The organism is Brevibacillus sp. FSL K6-0770 (assembly GCF_038000275.1).
GTDB lineage: Bacteria > Bacillota > Bacilli > Brevibacillales > Brevibacillaceae > Brevibacillus > Brevibacillus parabrevis.
This window is the reverse complement of record NZ_JBBOBQ010000001.1, coordinates 4,316,343-4,330,284: the sequence shown is the minus strand read 5'-3', so window position 1 is coordinate 4,330,284 and position 13,942 is coordinate 4,316,343. Positions and strand designations below refer to the sequence as shown.

The window sequence follows — 13,942 nt, the reverse complement described above, 5'->3', positions numbered from 1 at the left end:
CGCTTCCAATGTAATCTCAATATAACGACAAAATAATCCCAATAAACCAAAAAGTAATAATTATTGAAAAAGAAGGAAAGCGGAGGGGTAGGCAATGAGCAATACCGATTTTTTCCCGATTCAGGACTGGGACTATTTGGAATTTTATGTAGGGAACGCTAAGCAGGCCATGCATTATTTTATAAAAGCGTTCGGCTTTGAAGCAGTAGCGTACGCCGGGCTGGAAACAGGCTCGCGCGAAAAAGTTTCCTATGTACTCAAGCAAAAGCACATGACTTTTGTCATCAGTGGCGCTCTGACGCCTGACAGCCCCATCGCCGATTTTGCGAAAAAGCATGGAGACGGCGTCAAAGACGTTGCCCTCCGGGTGGACGACTGTGAGCAAGCCTACCGCGAAGCCGTCTCGCGCGGTGCGATCCCGATCATGGAGCCAACCGAGTACACCGATGAATTTGGTACGGTGAAAAAAGCGGTAATCGGAACATACGGCGAAAACGTGCACTCTTTTATTGAACGGAAAAATTACAACGGTCCATTCCTGCCGGGCTATGTCGCTTATCAGGCTCCGGTCACAGGAGAAAGCACCGGGCTGATCGGAATCGACCACATCGTCGGAAACGTGGAAGTGATGGACGAGTGGGTTGGCTATTATCAGCGGGTCATGGGATTCACCGCTGTGCAAAATTTCAGCGAGGACGACATTTCCACCGAGTATTCGGCTTTGATGTCCAAAGTGATGCAAAGCGGTACGGGACGAATCAAGTTCCCGATTAACGAGCCGGCAGAAGGACGCCGCAAATCGCAAATCCAGGAATTTCTTGAGTTCTACCAAGGACCAGGCGTACAGCACATTGCCGTGTTGACCAACGATATCATCGAAACCGTCTCCAAGCTGCGCGATAATGGCGTAGACTTCCTCACCGTGCCAGACACGTACTACGAGGATTTGAAGGAGCGTGTAGGCGAGATCGACGAAGATATCGAGGCGCTGAAAAAACTGGGCGTCCTGGTGGACAGAGACGATGAAGGCTACCTGCTGCAACTGTTCAGCAAGCCAATCGTCGACCGCCCGACTTTGTTTATCGAAGTGATTCAGCGCAAAGGAGCGCGCGGCTTCGGCAACGGCAACTTCAAGGCGCTGTTCGAGGCATTGGAGCGCGAGCAAGAGCGCAGGGGCAACCTGTAATACGTTCCATCGCCCAAGAAAAGCCATCTGTTGTGCCCAAAAGCACGATGGATGGCTTTGTTTGTGTCTCGTTCTTTTATTCTGCTTAATCAGCCTACTCTGACAATTGTCTTGACCGCATCTTTGCCCGCTGTAGATAATGGAGCAAAGGCGGACGAGCCGGAGGTGGCCCCGTCCTGACGCGAGCGAAGAGGGTGAGCAGATGGATGTATTTTTGATGATTCCACTGGCGGAGCGTACAGCAGTTCTGATCGTAGTCGCTTTGTTGTTTACGCGCGTGCGGGCTTTCCGCAGCATTTTGAACCAGCAGGCGACCTGGCGGGAAAAAGCCGTGATGGTCGTGATTTTTTCCGCGATCTCGATTCTCGGGACGTACAACGGGATCTGGTATCAGGACGCGATCGCCAATTCCCGCGTGATCGGCACGGTGGTAGCCGGACTGCTGGCAGGGCCAGGGGTAGGGCTGATGACAGGGCTGGTTGCCGGCATTCACCGCTACTCGCTGGGAGGCTTTACGGATTTGGCCTGCACGATTTCGACGATCAGCGAAGGCGTAATGGCCGGATGGATTTATCAGTTTCGGCGCAACCGCAATCAGGAGATCGGCTGGACAACGGCGCTCGTCGTCGGGTTTTTGGCGGAGTGGATGCAGATGGGCATCATTTTGCTCGTCGCCAAGCCGTACGGGGATGCGCTTGCCCTCGTGCAGTCGATCAGTGTTCCGATGTCTGTGGTCAACTCGTTCGGCATCGCCATTTTGATCATCATTATTGACCTGGCGAAAAAAGAAGAAGACCGGATCGGGGCGCTTCAAGCGCAAAGAACGATGCGGGTAGCGGACAAGACGCTTTCCTATTTGCGGGAAGGATTGACCTACGAATCCGCGCGAAAAGTAGCAGAGGAAATTTTGCGCACGACGAGAGTGGCCGCTGTCGCGATCACCGATACACGCTGCGTGCTTGCCCATGTAGGGGCAGGCTCGTCGCATCATGTGGTGGGAGAAGGCATCACGACGAAGGCGACCAAGGAAGTGCTGGAAAGAAAAATGCTGATGATCGCCCGGACAAAAGAAGAGATCGGTTGCAAGGAGTCGAACTGTTCGCTGCGCTATGCGATTATCGTCCCGTTGATGCGCAGACAGGAGGTTGCGGGCGTGCTCAAGCTGTATCAGGATCGCTCTCGCATGCTGTCGGCAGTCGATTTGGAGCTGGTGCGCGGACTGGGCAACCTGATTTCTACCCAGCTGGAGCTGGCCGAGCTGGAAAAGCAGTCGCGGCTGCTGGCAGACGCCGAGATCAAAGCGCTGCACGCGCAAATCAACCCGCACTTTTTGTTCAATGCGCTCAACACGATTGTCTCGTTTATCCGCTTCCGGCCCGAGCAGGCTCGCGAGCTGCTGATCCATCTCGGCGAGTATTTTCGCCGCAACCTGCACGATTCCAGCGGCTATGTCAGCCTTGCGGGGGAGCTGGAGCATATTGAAGCGTACTTGGCGATTGAACGGGCGCGCTTTGGCGAAAAGCTGCACGTCGAATACGACATCGAGGACGGGGTGGAACGCTATACAGTGCCCGGACTGATTTTGCAGCCGCTGGTGGAAAATGCGGTTAAGCACGGGCTGCTGCCCAAGCGCGAGGGCGGGACCGTTCAAATCCGGGCGCGAAAAATTCAGCCGGATACGCTCGAACTGACGGTGGCGGATGACGGAGTAGGGATGGATACCGACCCGTTTTTACAGGCGAAGACGCCAAACAGGGAGCGGCGGCGTCTGTCGGGAATCGGTTTGGCGAATGTGAAAAGCCGGCTTGCCTCCATATACGGCGAGCCATACGGAATCGTCATCCAGAGCAGTGCAGGGAGCGGGACGACGTGTACGATACAATTGCCAATAGGAGTGAGTAGTAGTGCTAAAAGTGTTCATCGTGGATGACGAGGCACCTGCGCGAGAAGAGTTGCGCTATTTGCTGGAGCAATTTTTTGAGGTGTCGGTGATTGGCGAGGCTGCCAGCGGCGAGGAAGCGATCGAGTCAGTCATGCAGCTGGAACCGGATGCCGTCTTTTTGGACATTCACTTGCAGGATCGCGATGGCGTCGACGTAGGACAGGAGCTGTTGGAGTCGATGGTGAGGCCGCCCGTGATCATTTTTGCCAGTGCGTACGAGATTCATGCCGTTCGCGCGTTTGAAACAGAAGCGGTCGATTACATCGTCAAGCCGTTCAGCGAGGCGAGATTGGAAAAGACGGTGAACCGCGTCCGGAAAATGCTGCGGACGATGGAAGCGCCTGCCGAGGCGGTCCGCTTTTCCGAGGAGCAATTGCAAAGCCTGCTGCAAACCGTGCTGGCTGATCAGCAGCCCCGCCGTGTTCCCGTCGAGAAGAACGGGAAAATCATGCTGATCGATCCGAACGAGATCGTCTTTGCCACACTGGAAGGCAGGTATGCGAGCATTTACACCCATTGCGAGCAATACGCCACCAGCTTTACTTTGCAAGAATTGGAGAGCAGGCTGTCGCGCCAGCAGTTTTTTCGGACGCATCGGGCGTTCATCGTCAATTTGGCCAAGACGGCCGAGCTGGTTCCGTGGTTCAAAGGCTCGATTCATCTGGTCATGCAGGACAGCCGCAAAACAGAGGTGCCCGTCAGCCGCAATGTCGTGAAGGAGTTGAAGAAGCGGTTGGGGTTTTGACGCGGCGAGCAGAGGGCGTAGCGATCATGCGCCATACAATCGGGTGAGCGCAAGATGGTGCCGCTATCTACCTGTCGTCAGGTACGTGCCACAAAGCACTCCATCGCAAGACGCGAGGAACTGGCGACAATCGTCCGTATACTGCTCAAGTCGGCTGGCGCCTGGACTGTCGTTCGGGCGAAGTGACAGCCGGAGCTTGCAAAAAAAGCCCCCTCTCCCGCACGGAAAAACGTGTCGGGCAGAAGGGGCTTTTTGGCAAGCGGAAATGCTTGTTTAGAACGGTTGTTGATCCTGCTTCTTTTTCGTCAGCAGGAAGCCGCCGACGAGAATCAGCAAAAGTCCGATAGTTCCTCCGATTTGCGTCGACAGGAAGTTGGCCATCAAAAACACGATCGCAACAATCGTCAGGATGGCGATGGGAATGAGCAGCGCTGCCCTGCGGCCGCCAAACACGTACAGCTCGAACAGTCCCAGCGCCGGCCCGAGCAAGAAGAAAGGCCACGTATGGCTCATGTCTCCGTCCGCAAACACCGCGCTGAAAAAGAACAGCGGGGCATAGACGAGCAAAATGCCGCCGGGAACGAGCAGCCCGGCACGATGAGGCTTGGGGTCCATGAAGAAAAACAGATGAAAGCCGATAGCAGGGATGAGCAGAAAGGCAGGCCACAGCTTGTCAATGGCCAGGGGGATGCCGAGGTAGGTCGTCAGTACAAAAATGGCGCCGATTCCAATCAGCAAATAGCCTCCGATTTGTCGCATGAACGTGTTCTCCTTTTGGGTGGGAATGGCAATTATGTCTAAGTGTAACACGATTGGCGGGAGCGTGGATCGGCCTTGGGACGGAGGGTGTCTCAGACTGCAGCAGCCTCTTTCGCCGGAGATTGCGAGAGAGGCTGCCAGTTCTGAATCGATTTATCCGATATAATACTTCAACGCAAACAGACCGATCACGACAAAGATCAGGCTGACGGCAAAAATCTTGATGCTCTTGACCGTGCCCTGAATCATTTCCATTTCTTTTTTGCTATATTTCATAGTTAGACGACGCTCCTTTTCCGGATAGTTACATGGTCCGAAAAAGAGCGTTGTCCAAAAAACGCGACCCGAATTTGAGCGGCATCAGCTTGAGCCAGTGCAGTCTTTTTTGCACGAGGAACAGCAACAGTTCGAGCAGGAAAACTAGCAAAAACAGAACCGTCGCTGGCGGTTCAACCAGGATCGCCCGAGAGAGTCTGAGGTCGCAGGAAGCGATCGGTGCAGGCGGACGGTAGCCAGCCCAATGAAAAATCCCCTGATGGGCGGGGGTATATGTAGCAGAGTCATCTGCGGATGTCCATTCGGTTGTCAGCGAGCCCGTGGGCAACAGGCACACGCAGGCAAGCAAAAGAGCTGCCAGCCATGTGCGGACCAGAGCGGAAGAATGCGCCAGCATGGGGTACCTCCGTTTTTGCATCATCCAATTCCTTACGTTTACGAACGAGGCGGGAAAAGGTTTCGGTATGGGAAAGAAAATGTATGCGTTTTCGCTCAAACGGATATGTTGCATCTCGTGCATGGTTTTGTACGGTTCAGCCATTTTTTGTTCTGTGAGGAAACCCCTTCGTGATACCTTGTACCAAGGTGAATTGCCTGAATTTTGGATAAATGGAAAGGGGCGACTCGAATGAAAAAATGGCTTCTCTCTCTCCTGATTTGGGGCGGGATTGCCGCTTTGGGTGCGGTTGGCTTCGGGATTATCGCGCTCAGCCGTGGAGAATCAGTCAATTCCTTCTGGTTGCTGACCGCTGCATTTTGTACGTACGCGGTTGCTTATCGCTTTTACAGCCGATTTATTGCGCGAAAAATCATGGGGCTGGACGACAAGCGGGCGACACCTGCCGAGGTGAACAACGACGGCAAAGATTTTGTGCCGACGAACAAGTGGATCTTGTTTGGGCACCACTTCGCCGCGATTGCCGGAGCCGGGCCGCTGGTAGGTCCGACTTTGGCGGCACAGATGGGGTATTTGCCAGGGACGATCTGGATCATTGTCGGGGTCGTCATCGGCGGGGCAGTACAAGACTTTGTCATTTTATTCGGTTCCATGCGTCGCAACGGGAAAACGTTGGGGCAGATTGCCAAGGAGGAGATCGGTCCGGTCGGCGGCGTCCTCGCCTTGGTAGGAATTATTGCAATTATGGTCATTTTGATTGCCGTTTTGGCGATGGTTGTTGTAAACGCTCTCGCGGAATCTCCGTGGGCTACTTTCACGATTTTCATGACATTGCCTATCGCGATTTTGATGGGCCTGTACATGCGCTACATTCGCCCCGGACGAGTCATGGAAGGCTCGCTCATCGGTTTGGCGCTGCTGTTTTTCTCCCTCTGGCTGGGCCAGCTTGTCGCTGCATCGCCAACGTGGGGGCCAGCTTTTACGTTCAGCAAAGTCCAGCTCGCCTGGATGATCATCATTTACGGCTTTATCGCTTCCGTCTTGCCAGTCTGGCTGCTGTTGGCGCCGCGTGATTACCTCAGCTCGTTTTTGAAGGTCGGCACCATCGCTGTGCTCGCGGTAGGCATCGTGTTGACGCTGCCGCCGCTGCACATGCCAGCTCTCACCAAGTTTATCGATGGAACGGGCCCGGTTTTTGCAGGCAATCTGTTCCCGTTCTTGTTCATTACGATTGCGTGCGGGGCGGTGTCCGGGTTCCACGCCTTGGTCTCATCCGGTACGACACCGAAGATGATCGCCAAAGAATCGCATGCTCCGCTGATTGGCTACGGCGGCATGCTGATGGAATCCGGCGTGGCGATCATGGCGATGATTGCCGCTTGCGTCTTGACTCCCGGCGTTTACTTCGCCATCAACTCGCCTGCTGCCGTCATCGGCGTCGATGCTGCGGCCGCCGCGCAGACGATTACAGGTTGGGGCTTTACCGTGTCGCCCGACCATTTGACGACGCTTGCCAACGACATTCAGGAAAAAACCATTTTGTCCCGGACAGGCGGAGCACCGTCTCTGGCTATCGGCATGGCGACGATCTTCTCCGGCATTTTGGGCGGAAAAGCACTGATGGCGTTTTGGTACCACTTCGCGATTTTGTTTGAAGCGGTGTTCATTTTGACGACGATTGATGCGGGAACCCGGGTGGGCCGCTTCATGGTTCAGGATATGCTCGGCAACGTGATCCCGAAAATGAAGCAAGTCAACTGGCTGCCGGGGAACCTGATCGGCTCGGCGATCATTACATTCGGCTGGGGCTACTTCCTGCTCCAGGGCGTCATGGACCCGCTCGGTGGCATCTACACGCTGTGGCCGCTGTTCGGTATCGCCAACCAGATGCTCGCCGCGATCGCCTTTACAGTCGGCACGACGCTGATTTTCAAAATGGGCAAGGCCGCTTATTCGTGGGTCACGCTTGTGCCTATGGCGTGGTTGACGACTGCTACCTTGACCGCAGGCTGGCAAAAGCTGTTCCATGCCGATCCGAAAATCGGCTTCCTCGCTCACGCAGACGCTTTCCAGAAGGCGTTGGATTCCGGAACGCTGCCAAACGGGGTAAAGACGATCGAGGCCGCGCAAAAAATGATCATGAACGACCATATCGACGCAGCGGTGTGCGCGATTTTCATGGTCATCACCGCGGGGATTATTCTCGATGGAGCGCGGGTGTGGATCAACATCCTGCGCGGCAAGAAGTATCCGCTGCACGAGTCGCCGTACATCGAGTCCAAAGGCGTTGTGATTGACGGCAAAGGACATCATGTCGCATGAGGCGAAAGTGGAGGGAGATGCGCAAGGCATTGCGGCGGGTCAGCTCTGCGATCAAAACGATTTTCGGCATGCCGGACTACGACCGCTACCTCAAGCATTGGTACGAGACGCACGGCGCGCCGGGCATTTTCCCGATGACCGAGCGAGAATACTACATGTACGCCCTGCAAGAGCGCTTTGAAAAAGGCGGGGTAACGCGCTGCTGCTAATTTGCAACGTCTGTAACAAAAGGTGCCCCTGTCATCAGCAGATGGCGGGTGGGCACCTTTTGTACGCGGTGAACAAGACGCAAATTCAAGTGTGAGCGCAGATTTTGCGTGTGGTGTATCAACAGGTAAAGTATGGTACACTAAAAAGAAAGTCAAGTTTTAGGTGGCGATATGCGTGCAAGCATCAACTCTGGCGGCGCTAAAAGAGCTGGCTCTGCAATGCGCCCGTTCAGCGGGTGAGCTGAGTCTGAAGCGAATGAAAGAGCCTTTTACCGTCGAATATAAGACGTCTGCCTCCGATCTTGTCACAGCAGTAGATAAAGAAGTGGAGAAGCATGTCATCAGCATGATTTTGAAACGCTTTCCCGATCACGGGATTTTGGGGGAAGAGAGCACTTTTGCGCAAGACCCCGCAAAGTTCGAGACACTTTGGGTCATCGATCCCATTGATGGAACGACCAATTACGTGCACCAGCAAATCAATTTTTCCGTTTCCATTGCCGTTTATCATAAGGGAGAGGGCCTGGTTGGAGTGGTTTACGATCCTTCCCGCGACGAGCTGTTTTACGCGGTGAAGGGTGAAGGGGCGTACTTGAACGACCGTCCGCTTCATTTGGACCGCATCGTCAGTCTGGAAGAGGCGCTTTTGTGCACGAGCGTGTTCTGGAACAAGCGCGCCGAACAGATGGGCATTGACTTGATCGTCAAAAAGCTCGCGGGAAAAGTGCGCGGGATGCGCCTGCTCGGCAGCGCGGCCCTGGAGATGGCTTACGTGGCGGCAGGCAGGCTGGACGGCTATGTGAGCCTTTCGCTCAATGCCTGGGATTTTGGCGCGGGGCGAATCCTGGTGGAAGAGGCAGGAGGCCGGGTCACGACAATGACGGGCACGCCGCTTCCTTACAACGAAAAAAGCAGCGTAATGGCCTGCAACCCGACTTTTTACGAAGAATTGCAGCAATACCTGCATGTGGCAGAAAATACGCAAACCGATTAGGGGAGCAACACATCGGACAAAACCCACTGGACACAGGCTGCCAGTGGGTTTTGTCTAGGCGAGCGCCGCAAAAGGTGCCTTTCGCGGGGCTTGATGCATATGCTACAAAAAAGCGAGCAGAGCACAAGAGAGCACAAATCGTCAGGCTTTCCATGGAGAAGGCTTGTCTCATAAAAGGGGGAAAGAGTGTGGCTGCCAAAACCTTGATGGCTGACAGTGTACGGTTGATCTTGCAGCACCAAGCGGCGAGTGGAGCGTATCTCGCGTCACCTGGCTTTCTCCACTATCAATACGCCTGGCTGCGCGACGGGACGTTCACGGCGTATGCGATGAATCGCGCAGGGCAACATGACAGCGCTTCCCGCTTTTATGAATGGTGCGGAGATGTCATCGTCAGGCATGAACAAAAGGCCAGAGCAGCCATTTTGGCCGTACAGTCAGGCAAGTGGGATGGCAAAGCAGGCAACGAGCTGTTTTTGCACACGCGCTACACCGTGGATGGCAAAGAAGTGGCGGGCGAGTGGGGCAGCTTTCAACTCGATGGCTATGGGACATGGCTGTGGGGGGTGTCCGAGCATGTCCGGATGAGCGGGGAGCAAGCGATCATCGACAGGCTCGCCCCGGCGATTGAGCTGACTTTGGACTACTTGTCTGCCTGCTGGCTACTGCCCAATTTCGACTGCTGGGAGGAATGGGGCGAACGGATTCACCCTGTCACACTCGCAGCCGTTTTTGCCGGAGTCAAAGCGATGGAGCGGCATCTGCCCGAGCGCGCATCCGAGCTTGCGCTTTTGGCGGACCGGATTCGTCAGTACGTGCTTGAGCATGGGACGGCAAACGGAAAATTCCTCAAATCTGTCGGCAATCACGCGGTAGACGCCAGTCTTTTGTGGTTGGCATTGCCGTACGGCCTGGTCGAGGTGACAGACCCGTTCATGGTGAAAACGGTAGAGGCGATCGAGCAAGAGTTGCTGTTCGGCTGCGGCGTGCATCGGTATGCGGCGGATACGTACTACGGAGGAGGACAGTGGCCGCTTTTGTCTGCCTGGCTTGGCTGGTACTATGTGCGTGCAGGCAAAACGGACAGGGCACAAGAGATTTTGGACTGGATTGTCGCCAAGCAAGCAGCGGAGGGACTGCCTGAACAGGTGCAGGAGCATTTGCTGGCGCCTGAGCAGTATGCGGCATGGATAGAGAGGGCTGGTCAGCCTGCGGTTCCCCTGTTGTGGTCGCACGCGATGTTTCTCGTTCTTGCTGCTGAGCTTGGCCTGCTTGAGTCTGGAACGTAAAACGCGGCACTCCTGGGCGGGAGGCCGCGTTTTGTTTGCGGAGGCTTGCTTTATTCTTTTTGCCAGGCAATCGACAGCGAGTTGTGTTGTCTGTACGTGATGACAAAGCGCACCTTGTTGTGAGAAAGCACCTTGTCCTCCGGGCCTTGCTTCATCTCGCTGATGGTAGCCGGAAGCTGGGGAGGAGGCTCGATTCCGAACTGGCGGAGCACATCCATGGCGATTTGCACCGCAGTCTGGTTTTGGACGTCGTTAATGTCAATTTTGGTCAGCCCGGCCAGACGCTGGTCTTGTTCGTTTTTGAAGCCGTGGAAATCGGGGCCCAATTCGGAAGTATCGTCAAAATGAACATAGAGGACGGCCTGCGTGTCGTCTCCATCCTGTTCGGTTGGCGTGATTTCGCGTTGAATGGTTCGGAACATGCTGTTTACTCCCGGCTGGTATCGTTCCACAAAATAGCCCGGGTGTTGAAAAAGCACCGTGTACAGTTTCTCTTCTTTTGGATCGGCGAATTGCTGGCCAGAGAGCGCAGGCAATTTTTGCGGATCGCTAGGTTGTTGGGGACGAACCTTTAATTGTTTCAAGCCACTGCTTTTGAGCTTCTCCAAAAAGGCGACGGCTTCTGCCCGTGTCAAATAGCTTTGGCCCTGGTAAGACTGGATGCTGGCCTGCCCCGCTGCTTTTCCGCTGGCATAGCCTTTGGCAAGCAGGTAGTGAACGGCAAAATCGCCATGATAGTTCTCGCCATCGGCACCTGCGATGATTTCGGCTACCTCGTATCGGGTAATCGGTCGATCCCGGTACAAATACTGGTTGCGCTCGAAGCGGGACAAGTATTGTTGCTGCAAAGTTGAGTAAGGGTAGTGATAAGGCGCCAAAGCGTCATAAATGGGATCGGCCCAGTGGAGGGCTTGCTTTTGGCTTGGCGGAATCTGGATGCGATAAGTCCGGGCCAGCATGGTGAAAAAAGCGGCGACGGTAACGTGCTCCTACGGGGCAAAGCGATTTCCCGGATAGCCTTGCACAATGCCTTGCTCGACGGCGCGTGCAATCGTATCTTTGGCCCAGTGTTGTTCAGGCACGTCGGTAAAAGTTGCCGCCCTGGCAGGCAAAACGGACAGCGTGGCAAACAAGACAGCCATGATTGCCAGCAAATAAGGTTTCATTTTTCAGTCACTTCCTTTGCTGTTTGCAAGCGTTAGTGGAAAAGGGGACAAGCCCGTTCATTATACGCACTTGACTGGTAGAAAGTTACAATGGAGCATCCGCTTTTATTTGCTGTTGAGGATGCTTTTTGTTCACGGCAAGCAGCACGCCTGCAAGTGTCACAACACCGCCCGCGATGGACAGCCAGGAAGGAACCTCGCCCAACCAGCCCCAGGCGATCAAAAAGGACAGGGCAGGCGTCAAGTAAAGGGAGCTGGTCGCTTCCTTCGTGCCGACAGCCGAAGTGACGTAAGCCAGAGCCAAATAGGCGACGACGCTCGGAAAGATGCCCAAGTACAGGACACTTTGCGTGACAGCCCACGGGGCGGACAAAATAGCGCTCCCAAGCCCCGGCAAAAAAACGAGCATGAACAGCGTGCCTGCCCAGAGCGTATAGGCGGTAAACGCGAAGACGCCGTATTTTTCTACATAGTTTCGCTGAAAGGCAAAGTAGATGCTCTCACTCACTGCTGCCAACAAAATCAAGAATATTCCGTTATTAAAAGACAAGGAGCTGTCGGTTCCTAGCGAACAAACAACGACTCCCGTAAAAGCGATCAGCGCCCCAATCCAGCCTCGCGCCCCACAGCGTTCCCGGAAGAACAGAAAGGCAAACAGGGCAGAAAAAATCGGGGTAGTCGTCACAAACAGGCTGGCAACTCCGGCGCTGACCGTCAACTCGCCGATATTGAGTGCCGTATGGTAAACGGAAAAGCCAAGCCCTCCGAGCAGAAAGAAAGCGGGAATGTCTTTTTTCGCGGGAAGCGGCAGGCGAAGGAAAGGAGCAAGCACCAGCAAAAACGCAGAACCGATCAAAAACCGCAGCAACGACAGATGCTCCGGCGAATACCCTTGCAATCCGACGCGAATGCCTGCAAAAGCAGATGCCCACAGCACCAGGCTGACGCCGTGAGCGGCCAACACTCGTCCTTTGGAATTGGAATAAGCCGACACGTGTACAACATCCCCTCGCTATAAAATGAACCCAACCAGTTGAGTTGCTTTTTCCATGGTAATCAAGAAGTGGTAAAATAGCTGCAACCACTCGGGCAACAAAAAAACCAACCACTTTTGCTCAAAAAGAAAAAGGCGAGGGGAGCGGGACAAGTGAGCAGCGAAGGGCCAAACGGCGCCAAGGCAACGCCAAAATACAAGCAGATTATCGCTTACATCAAAAGCAAAATCTCGTCAGGGGAATGGCCCATCGGCAGCAAAATTCCCAGCCAGCGCGTCCTGGCAGCTACTTTTGGGGTCAATCGCAGCACGGTCATCACGGCGCTGGAGGAGCTTGCTGCGGACGGCTTGATCGAGGGCAGGCTGGGGATGGGAACGGTGGTCGTCAACAATACGTGGACACTGCTCGCCACGACGCCTCCGCCGGATTGGGATCAGTACGTCAAGGCGGGCTTGCACAAGCCGAGCCAGACCGCTGTGCATCAGATCAACGAGGATGAATTTAACAGCGAACTGATTCAACTCAGCAAAGGGGAGCTGTCGCCGGAGATTTTCCCGCTGGAAGGGATGAAGCAGGTGATGGAGCGGGTGACGCAGCGGCTGTCACGCTTTGGCTACGAGGAGCCGAGAGGGTATTTGCCGCTGCGCGAAGCGGTGAGCGAATACGTGAAAAGGTTGGGCATCCAGGCGTCCGCCTCGTCTATTTTGATCGTCTCGGGAGCTTTGCAGGCGCTCCAGTTAATATCTGTCGGGTTGTTGCATCGCGGCTCGACGGTCTATCTGGAGCAGCCTTCCTATTTGAACTCTTTGCACGTGTTTCAATCGGCGGGCATGAAGCTGTCCGGTCTGCCACTGGATCATGAAGGGCTTGTTCCAGACGGGCTTGCACCGGGGAATAGGCAAGGGAGCGGGGCGATTCTCTACACGAATCCGTGCTTTCACAACCCGACAGGCATCCTGATGACAGAACGCCGCCGCCGCGAGTTGCTGCGGGTGTGCGAGCAAGAACGGTTGCCAGTCATCGAGGATGATATATACCGCGAGCTGTGGACGACAGAACCGCCGCCACCGCCGCTCAAGGCCAGCGATCGCCACGGACACGTCCTGTACCTCGGCAGCCTGTCCAAGTCGCTGACGCCTGGTTTGCGCATCGGTTGGGTAGTTGGCCCGGAGCCTGTGATTGCCAGGCTCGCCGATCTGAAAATGCAGACAGATTACGGGGCAAGCTCGCTGTCGCAACGGGTGGCAGCGGAGTGGCTGGCAAGCGGCATGTACGAGCAGCAGATGAACGAGGTTCGCTGGCAGCTGCTCATGCGCCAGGAGGCAGCCGTCCACGCGCTGAACATGCACATGAACGGGCTGGCAAGCTGGGAAGTGCCCGCGGGCGGCTTTTTTATCTGGCTGAAAATCAATGGCAAGCTGTCCATGACAGAGCTGTTTACCGCAGCGCAGCGCCAAGGGTTGCTGATTAATCCGGGCTATATATACGGCGAGACGCAAGGAGGGTACGTGCGCCTGTCCTATGCCTACGCTTCGGTGGCAGAGCTGCACACCGGGATCGAGCGTCTCGGCAAGATTGTCGCTGCGCTTTTGCAGAAATAAAGGAGGGCGAGCGGGGCGGGGGAGTAGAGTAGCTCCTGTTCCGGTAACGGCGGAAACGGGT

At 55.1% G+C, this 13,942-nt stretch carries 14 protein-coding genes; 8 read left to right on the top strand and 6 right to left on the bottom strand.

Annotated elements, in window-relative coordinates; all coding sequences use genetic code 11:
* The first annotated feature begins 94 nt into the window (after nucleotides 1–94).
* The 3 genes from hppD to NST23_RS20585 all read left to right on the top strand — a co-directional run bounded on the left by hppD (nucleotide 95) and on the right by NST23_RS20585 (nucleotide 3,873).
* Entirely contained in the window at nucleotides 95–1,186 is a 1,092-nt protein-coding gene (hppD, locus tag NST23_RS20595) for a 4-hydroxyphenylpyruvate dioxygenase (RefSeq protein WP_122963879.1), read from the top strand.
* A gap of 202 nt (nucleotides 1,187–1,388) precedes the next feature.
* Nucleotides 1,389–3,116, top strand: a complete 1,728-nt coding sequence (locus NST23_RS20590; RefSeq protein ID WP_122963880.1) for a sensor histidine kinase — start codon at nucleotides 1,389–1,391, stop codon at nucleotides 3,114–3,116.
* Nucleotides 3,091–3,873, top strand: a complete 783-nt coding sequence (locus NST23_RS20585) for a LytR/AlgR family response regulator transcription factor (protein WP_122963881.1) — start codon at nucleotides 3,091–3,093, stop codon at nucleotides 3,871–3,873. Before NST23_RS20590 ends, NST23_RS20585 begins: the two co-directional genes overlap by 26 nt.
* Before the next feature lie 273 nt (nucleotides 3,874–4,146).
* Here NST23_RS20585 and NST23_RS20580 read toward each other — a convergent pair whose 3' ends face one another.
* The 3 genes from NST23_RS20580 to NST23_RS20570 form a co-directional block, all read right to left on the bottom strand.
* On the bottom strand, nucleotides 4,147–4,632 hold the full coding sequence (locus tag NST23_RS20580; protein ID WP_122963882.1) for an LPXTG cell wall anchor domain-containing protein: 486 nt from the start codon (nucleotides 4,630–4,632) through the stop codon (nucleotides 4,147–4,149).
* A gap of 153 nt (nucleotides 4,633–4,785) precedes the next feature.
* Nucleotides 4,786–4,908, bottom strand: coding sequence for a hypothetical protein (locus tag NST23_RS20575; RefSeq protein ID WP_255679119.1), 123 nt, complete (start codon nucleotides 4,906–4,908; stop codon nucleotides 4,786–4,788).
* 28 nt (nucleotides 4,909–4,936) lie between these two features.
* Nucleotides 4,937–5,305, bottom strand: a complete 369-nt coding sequence (locus NST23_RS20570; protein WP_141254201.1) for a hypothetical protein — start codon at nucleotides 5,303–5,305, stop codon at nucleotides 4,937–4,939.
* Between the two features lie 231 nt (nucleotides 5,306–5,536).
* On the opposite strand from NST23_RS20570, the gene NST23_RS20565 reads away from it, so the two are divergent.
* From NST23_RS20565 to NST23_RS20550, 4 genes are all read left to right on the top strand, one after another.
* Nucleotides 5,537–7,627, top strand: coding sequence for a carbon starvation CstA family protein (locus NST23_RS20565; protein ID WP_122963884.1), 2,091 nt, complete (start codon nucleotides 5,537–5,539; stop codon nucleotides 7,625–7,627).
* Entirely contained in the window at nucleotides 7,624–7,836 is a 213-nt protein-coding gene (locus NST23_RS20560) for a CstA-like transporter-associated (seleno)protein (protein WP_063227988.1), read from the top strand. Before NST23_RS20565 ends, NST23_RS20560 begins: the two co-directional genes overlap by 4 nt.
* A gap of 175 nt (nucleotides 7,837–8,011) precedes the next feature.
* Nucleotides 8,012–8,830 carry an inositol monophosphatase family protein gene (locus tag NST23_RS20555; protein WP_340964495.1) on the top strand — a complete coding sequence of 273 codons (819 nt, stop codon included), beginning with the start codon at nucleotides 8,012–8,014 and terminating at the stop codon, nucleotides 8,828–8,830.
* A gap of 188 nt (nucleotides 8,831–9,018) precedes the next feature.
* The gene (locus NST23_RS20550; RefSeq protein ID WP_340964492.1) at nucleotides 9,019–10,119 is read left to right on the top strand and encodes a glycoside hydrolase family 15 protein; all 1,101 of its coding nucleotides are present in this window, start codon (nucleotides 9,019–9,021) and stop codon (nucleotides 10,117–10,119) included.
* A gap of 50 nt (nucleotides 10,120–10,169) precedes the next feature.
* Here NST23_RS20550 and NST23_RS20545 read toward each other — a convergent pair whose 3' ends face one another.
* The 3 genes from NST23_RS20545 to NST23_RS20535 form a co-directional block, all read right to left on the bottom strand.
* Nucleotides 10,170–11,078 (bottom strand): hypothetical protein, encoded by a 909-nt coding sequence (locus NST23_RS20545; RefSeq protein ID WP_340964491.1) that lies wholly within the window; start codon nucleotides 11,076–11,078, stop codon nucleotides 10,170–10,172.
* Between the two features lie 30 nt (nucleotides 11,079–11,108).
* On the bottom strand, nucleotides 11,109–11,285 hold the full coding sequence (locus tag NST23_RS20540) for an S-layer homology domain-containing protein (RefSeq protein ID WP_340964488.1): 177 nt from the start codon (nucleotides 11,283–11,285) through the stop codon (nucleotides 11,109–11,111).
* 85 nt (nucleotides 11,286–11,370) lie between these two features.
* The gene (locus NST23_RS20535; protein WP_340964485.1) at nucleotides 11,371–12,279 is read right to left on the bottom strand and encodes a DMT family transporter; all 909 of its coding nucleotides are present in this window, start codon (nucleotides 12,277–12,279) and stop codon (nucleotides 11,371–11,373) included.
* A 153-nt stretch (nucleotides 12,280–12,432) separates the two neighbouring features.
* Here NST23_RS20535 and NST23_RS20530 point away from each other — a divergent pair, with 153 nt between their 5' ends.
* A complete protein-coding gene (locus NST23_RS20530) occupies nucleotides 12,433–13,881 on the top strand; it encodes an aminotransferase-like domain-containing protein (RefSeq protein WP_340964483.1) in 1,449 nt (482 codons plus the stop codon).
* Nucleotides 13,882–13,942: the final 61 nt, after the last annotated feature.

What these genes read in the sequence shown, in the direction of transcription:
- NST23_RS20560 (WP_063227988.1), top strand. Translation starts at nt 7,624, where the DNA reads ATGAGGCGAAAGTGGAGGGAGATGCGCAAGGCATTGCGGCGGGTCAGC.
- hppD (WP_122963879.1), top strand. Translation starts at nt 95, where the DNA reads ATGAGCAATACCGATTTTTTCCCGATTCAGGACTGGGACTATTTGGAA.
- NST23_RS20565 (WP_122963884.1), top strand. Translation starts at nt 5,537, where the DNA reads ATGAAAAAATGGCTTCTCTCTCTCCTGATTTGGGGCGGGATTGCCGCT.
- NST23_RS20580 (WP_122963882.1), bottom strand. Translation starts at nt 4,632, where the DNA reads ATGCGACAAATCGGAGGCTATTTGCTGATTGGAATCGGCGCCATTTTT.
- NST23_RS20590 (WP_122963880.1), top strand. Translation starts at nt 1,389, where the DNA reads ATGGATGTATTTTTGATGATTCCACTGGCGGAGCGTACAGCAGTTCTG.
- NST23_RS20575 (WP_255679119.1), bottom strand. Translation starts at nt 4,908, where the DNA reads ATGAAATATAGCAAAAAAGAAATGGAAATGATTCAGGGCACGGTCAAG.
- NST23_RS20540 (WP_340964488.1), bottom strand. Translation starts at nt 11,285, where the DNA reads ATGAAACCTTATTTGCTGGCAATCATGGCTGTCTTGTTTGCCACGCTG.
- NST23_RS20545 (WP_340964491.1), bottom strand. Translation starts at nt 11,078, where the DNA reads ATGCTGGCCCGGACTTATCGCATCCAGATTCCGCCAAGCCAAAAGCAA.
- NST23_RS20570 (WP_141254201.1), bottom strand. Translation starts at nt 5,305, where the DNA reads ATGCTGGCGCATTCTTCCGCTCTGGTCCGCACATGGCTGGCAGCTCTT.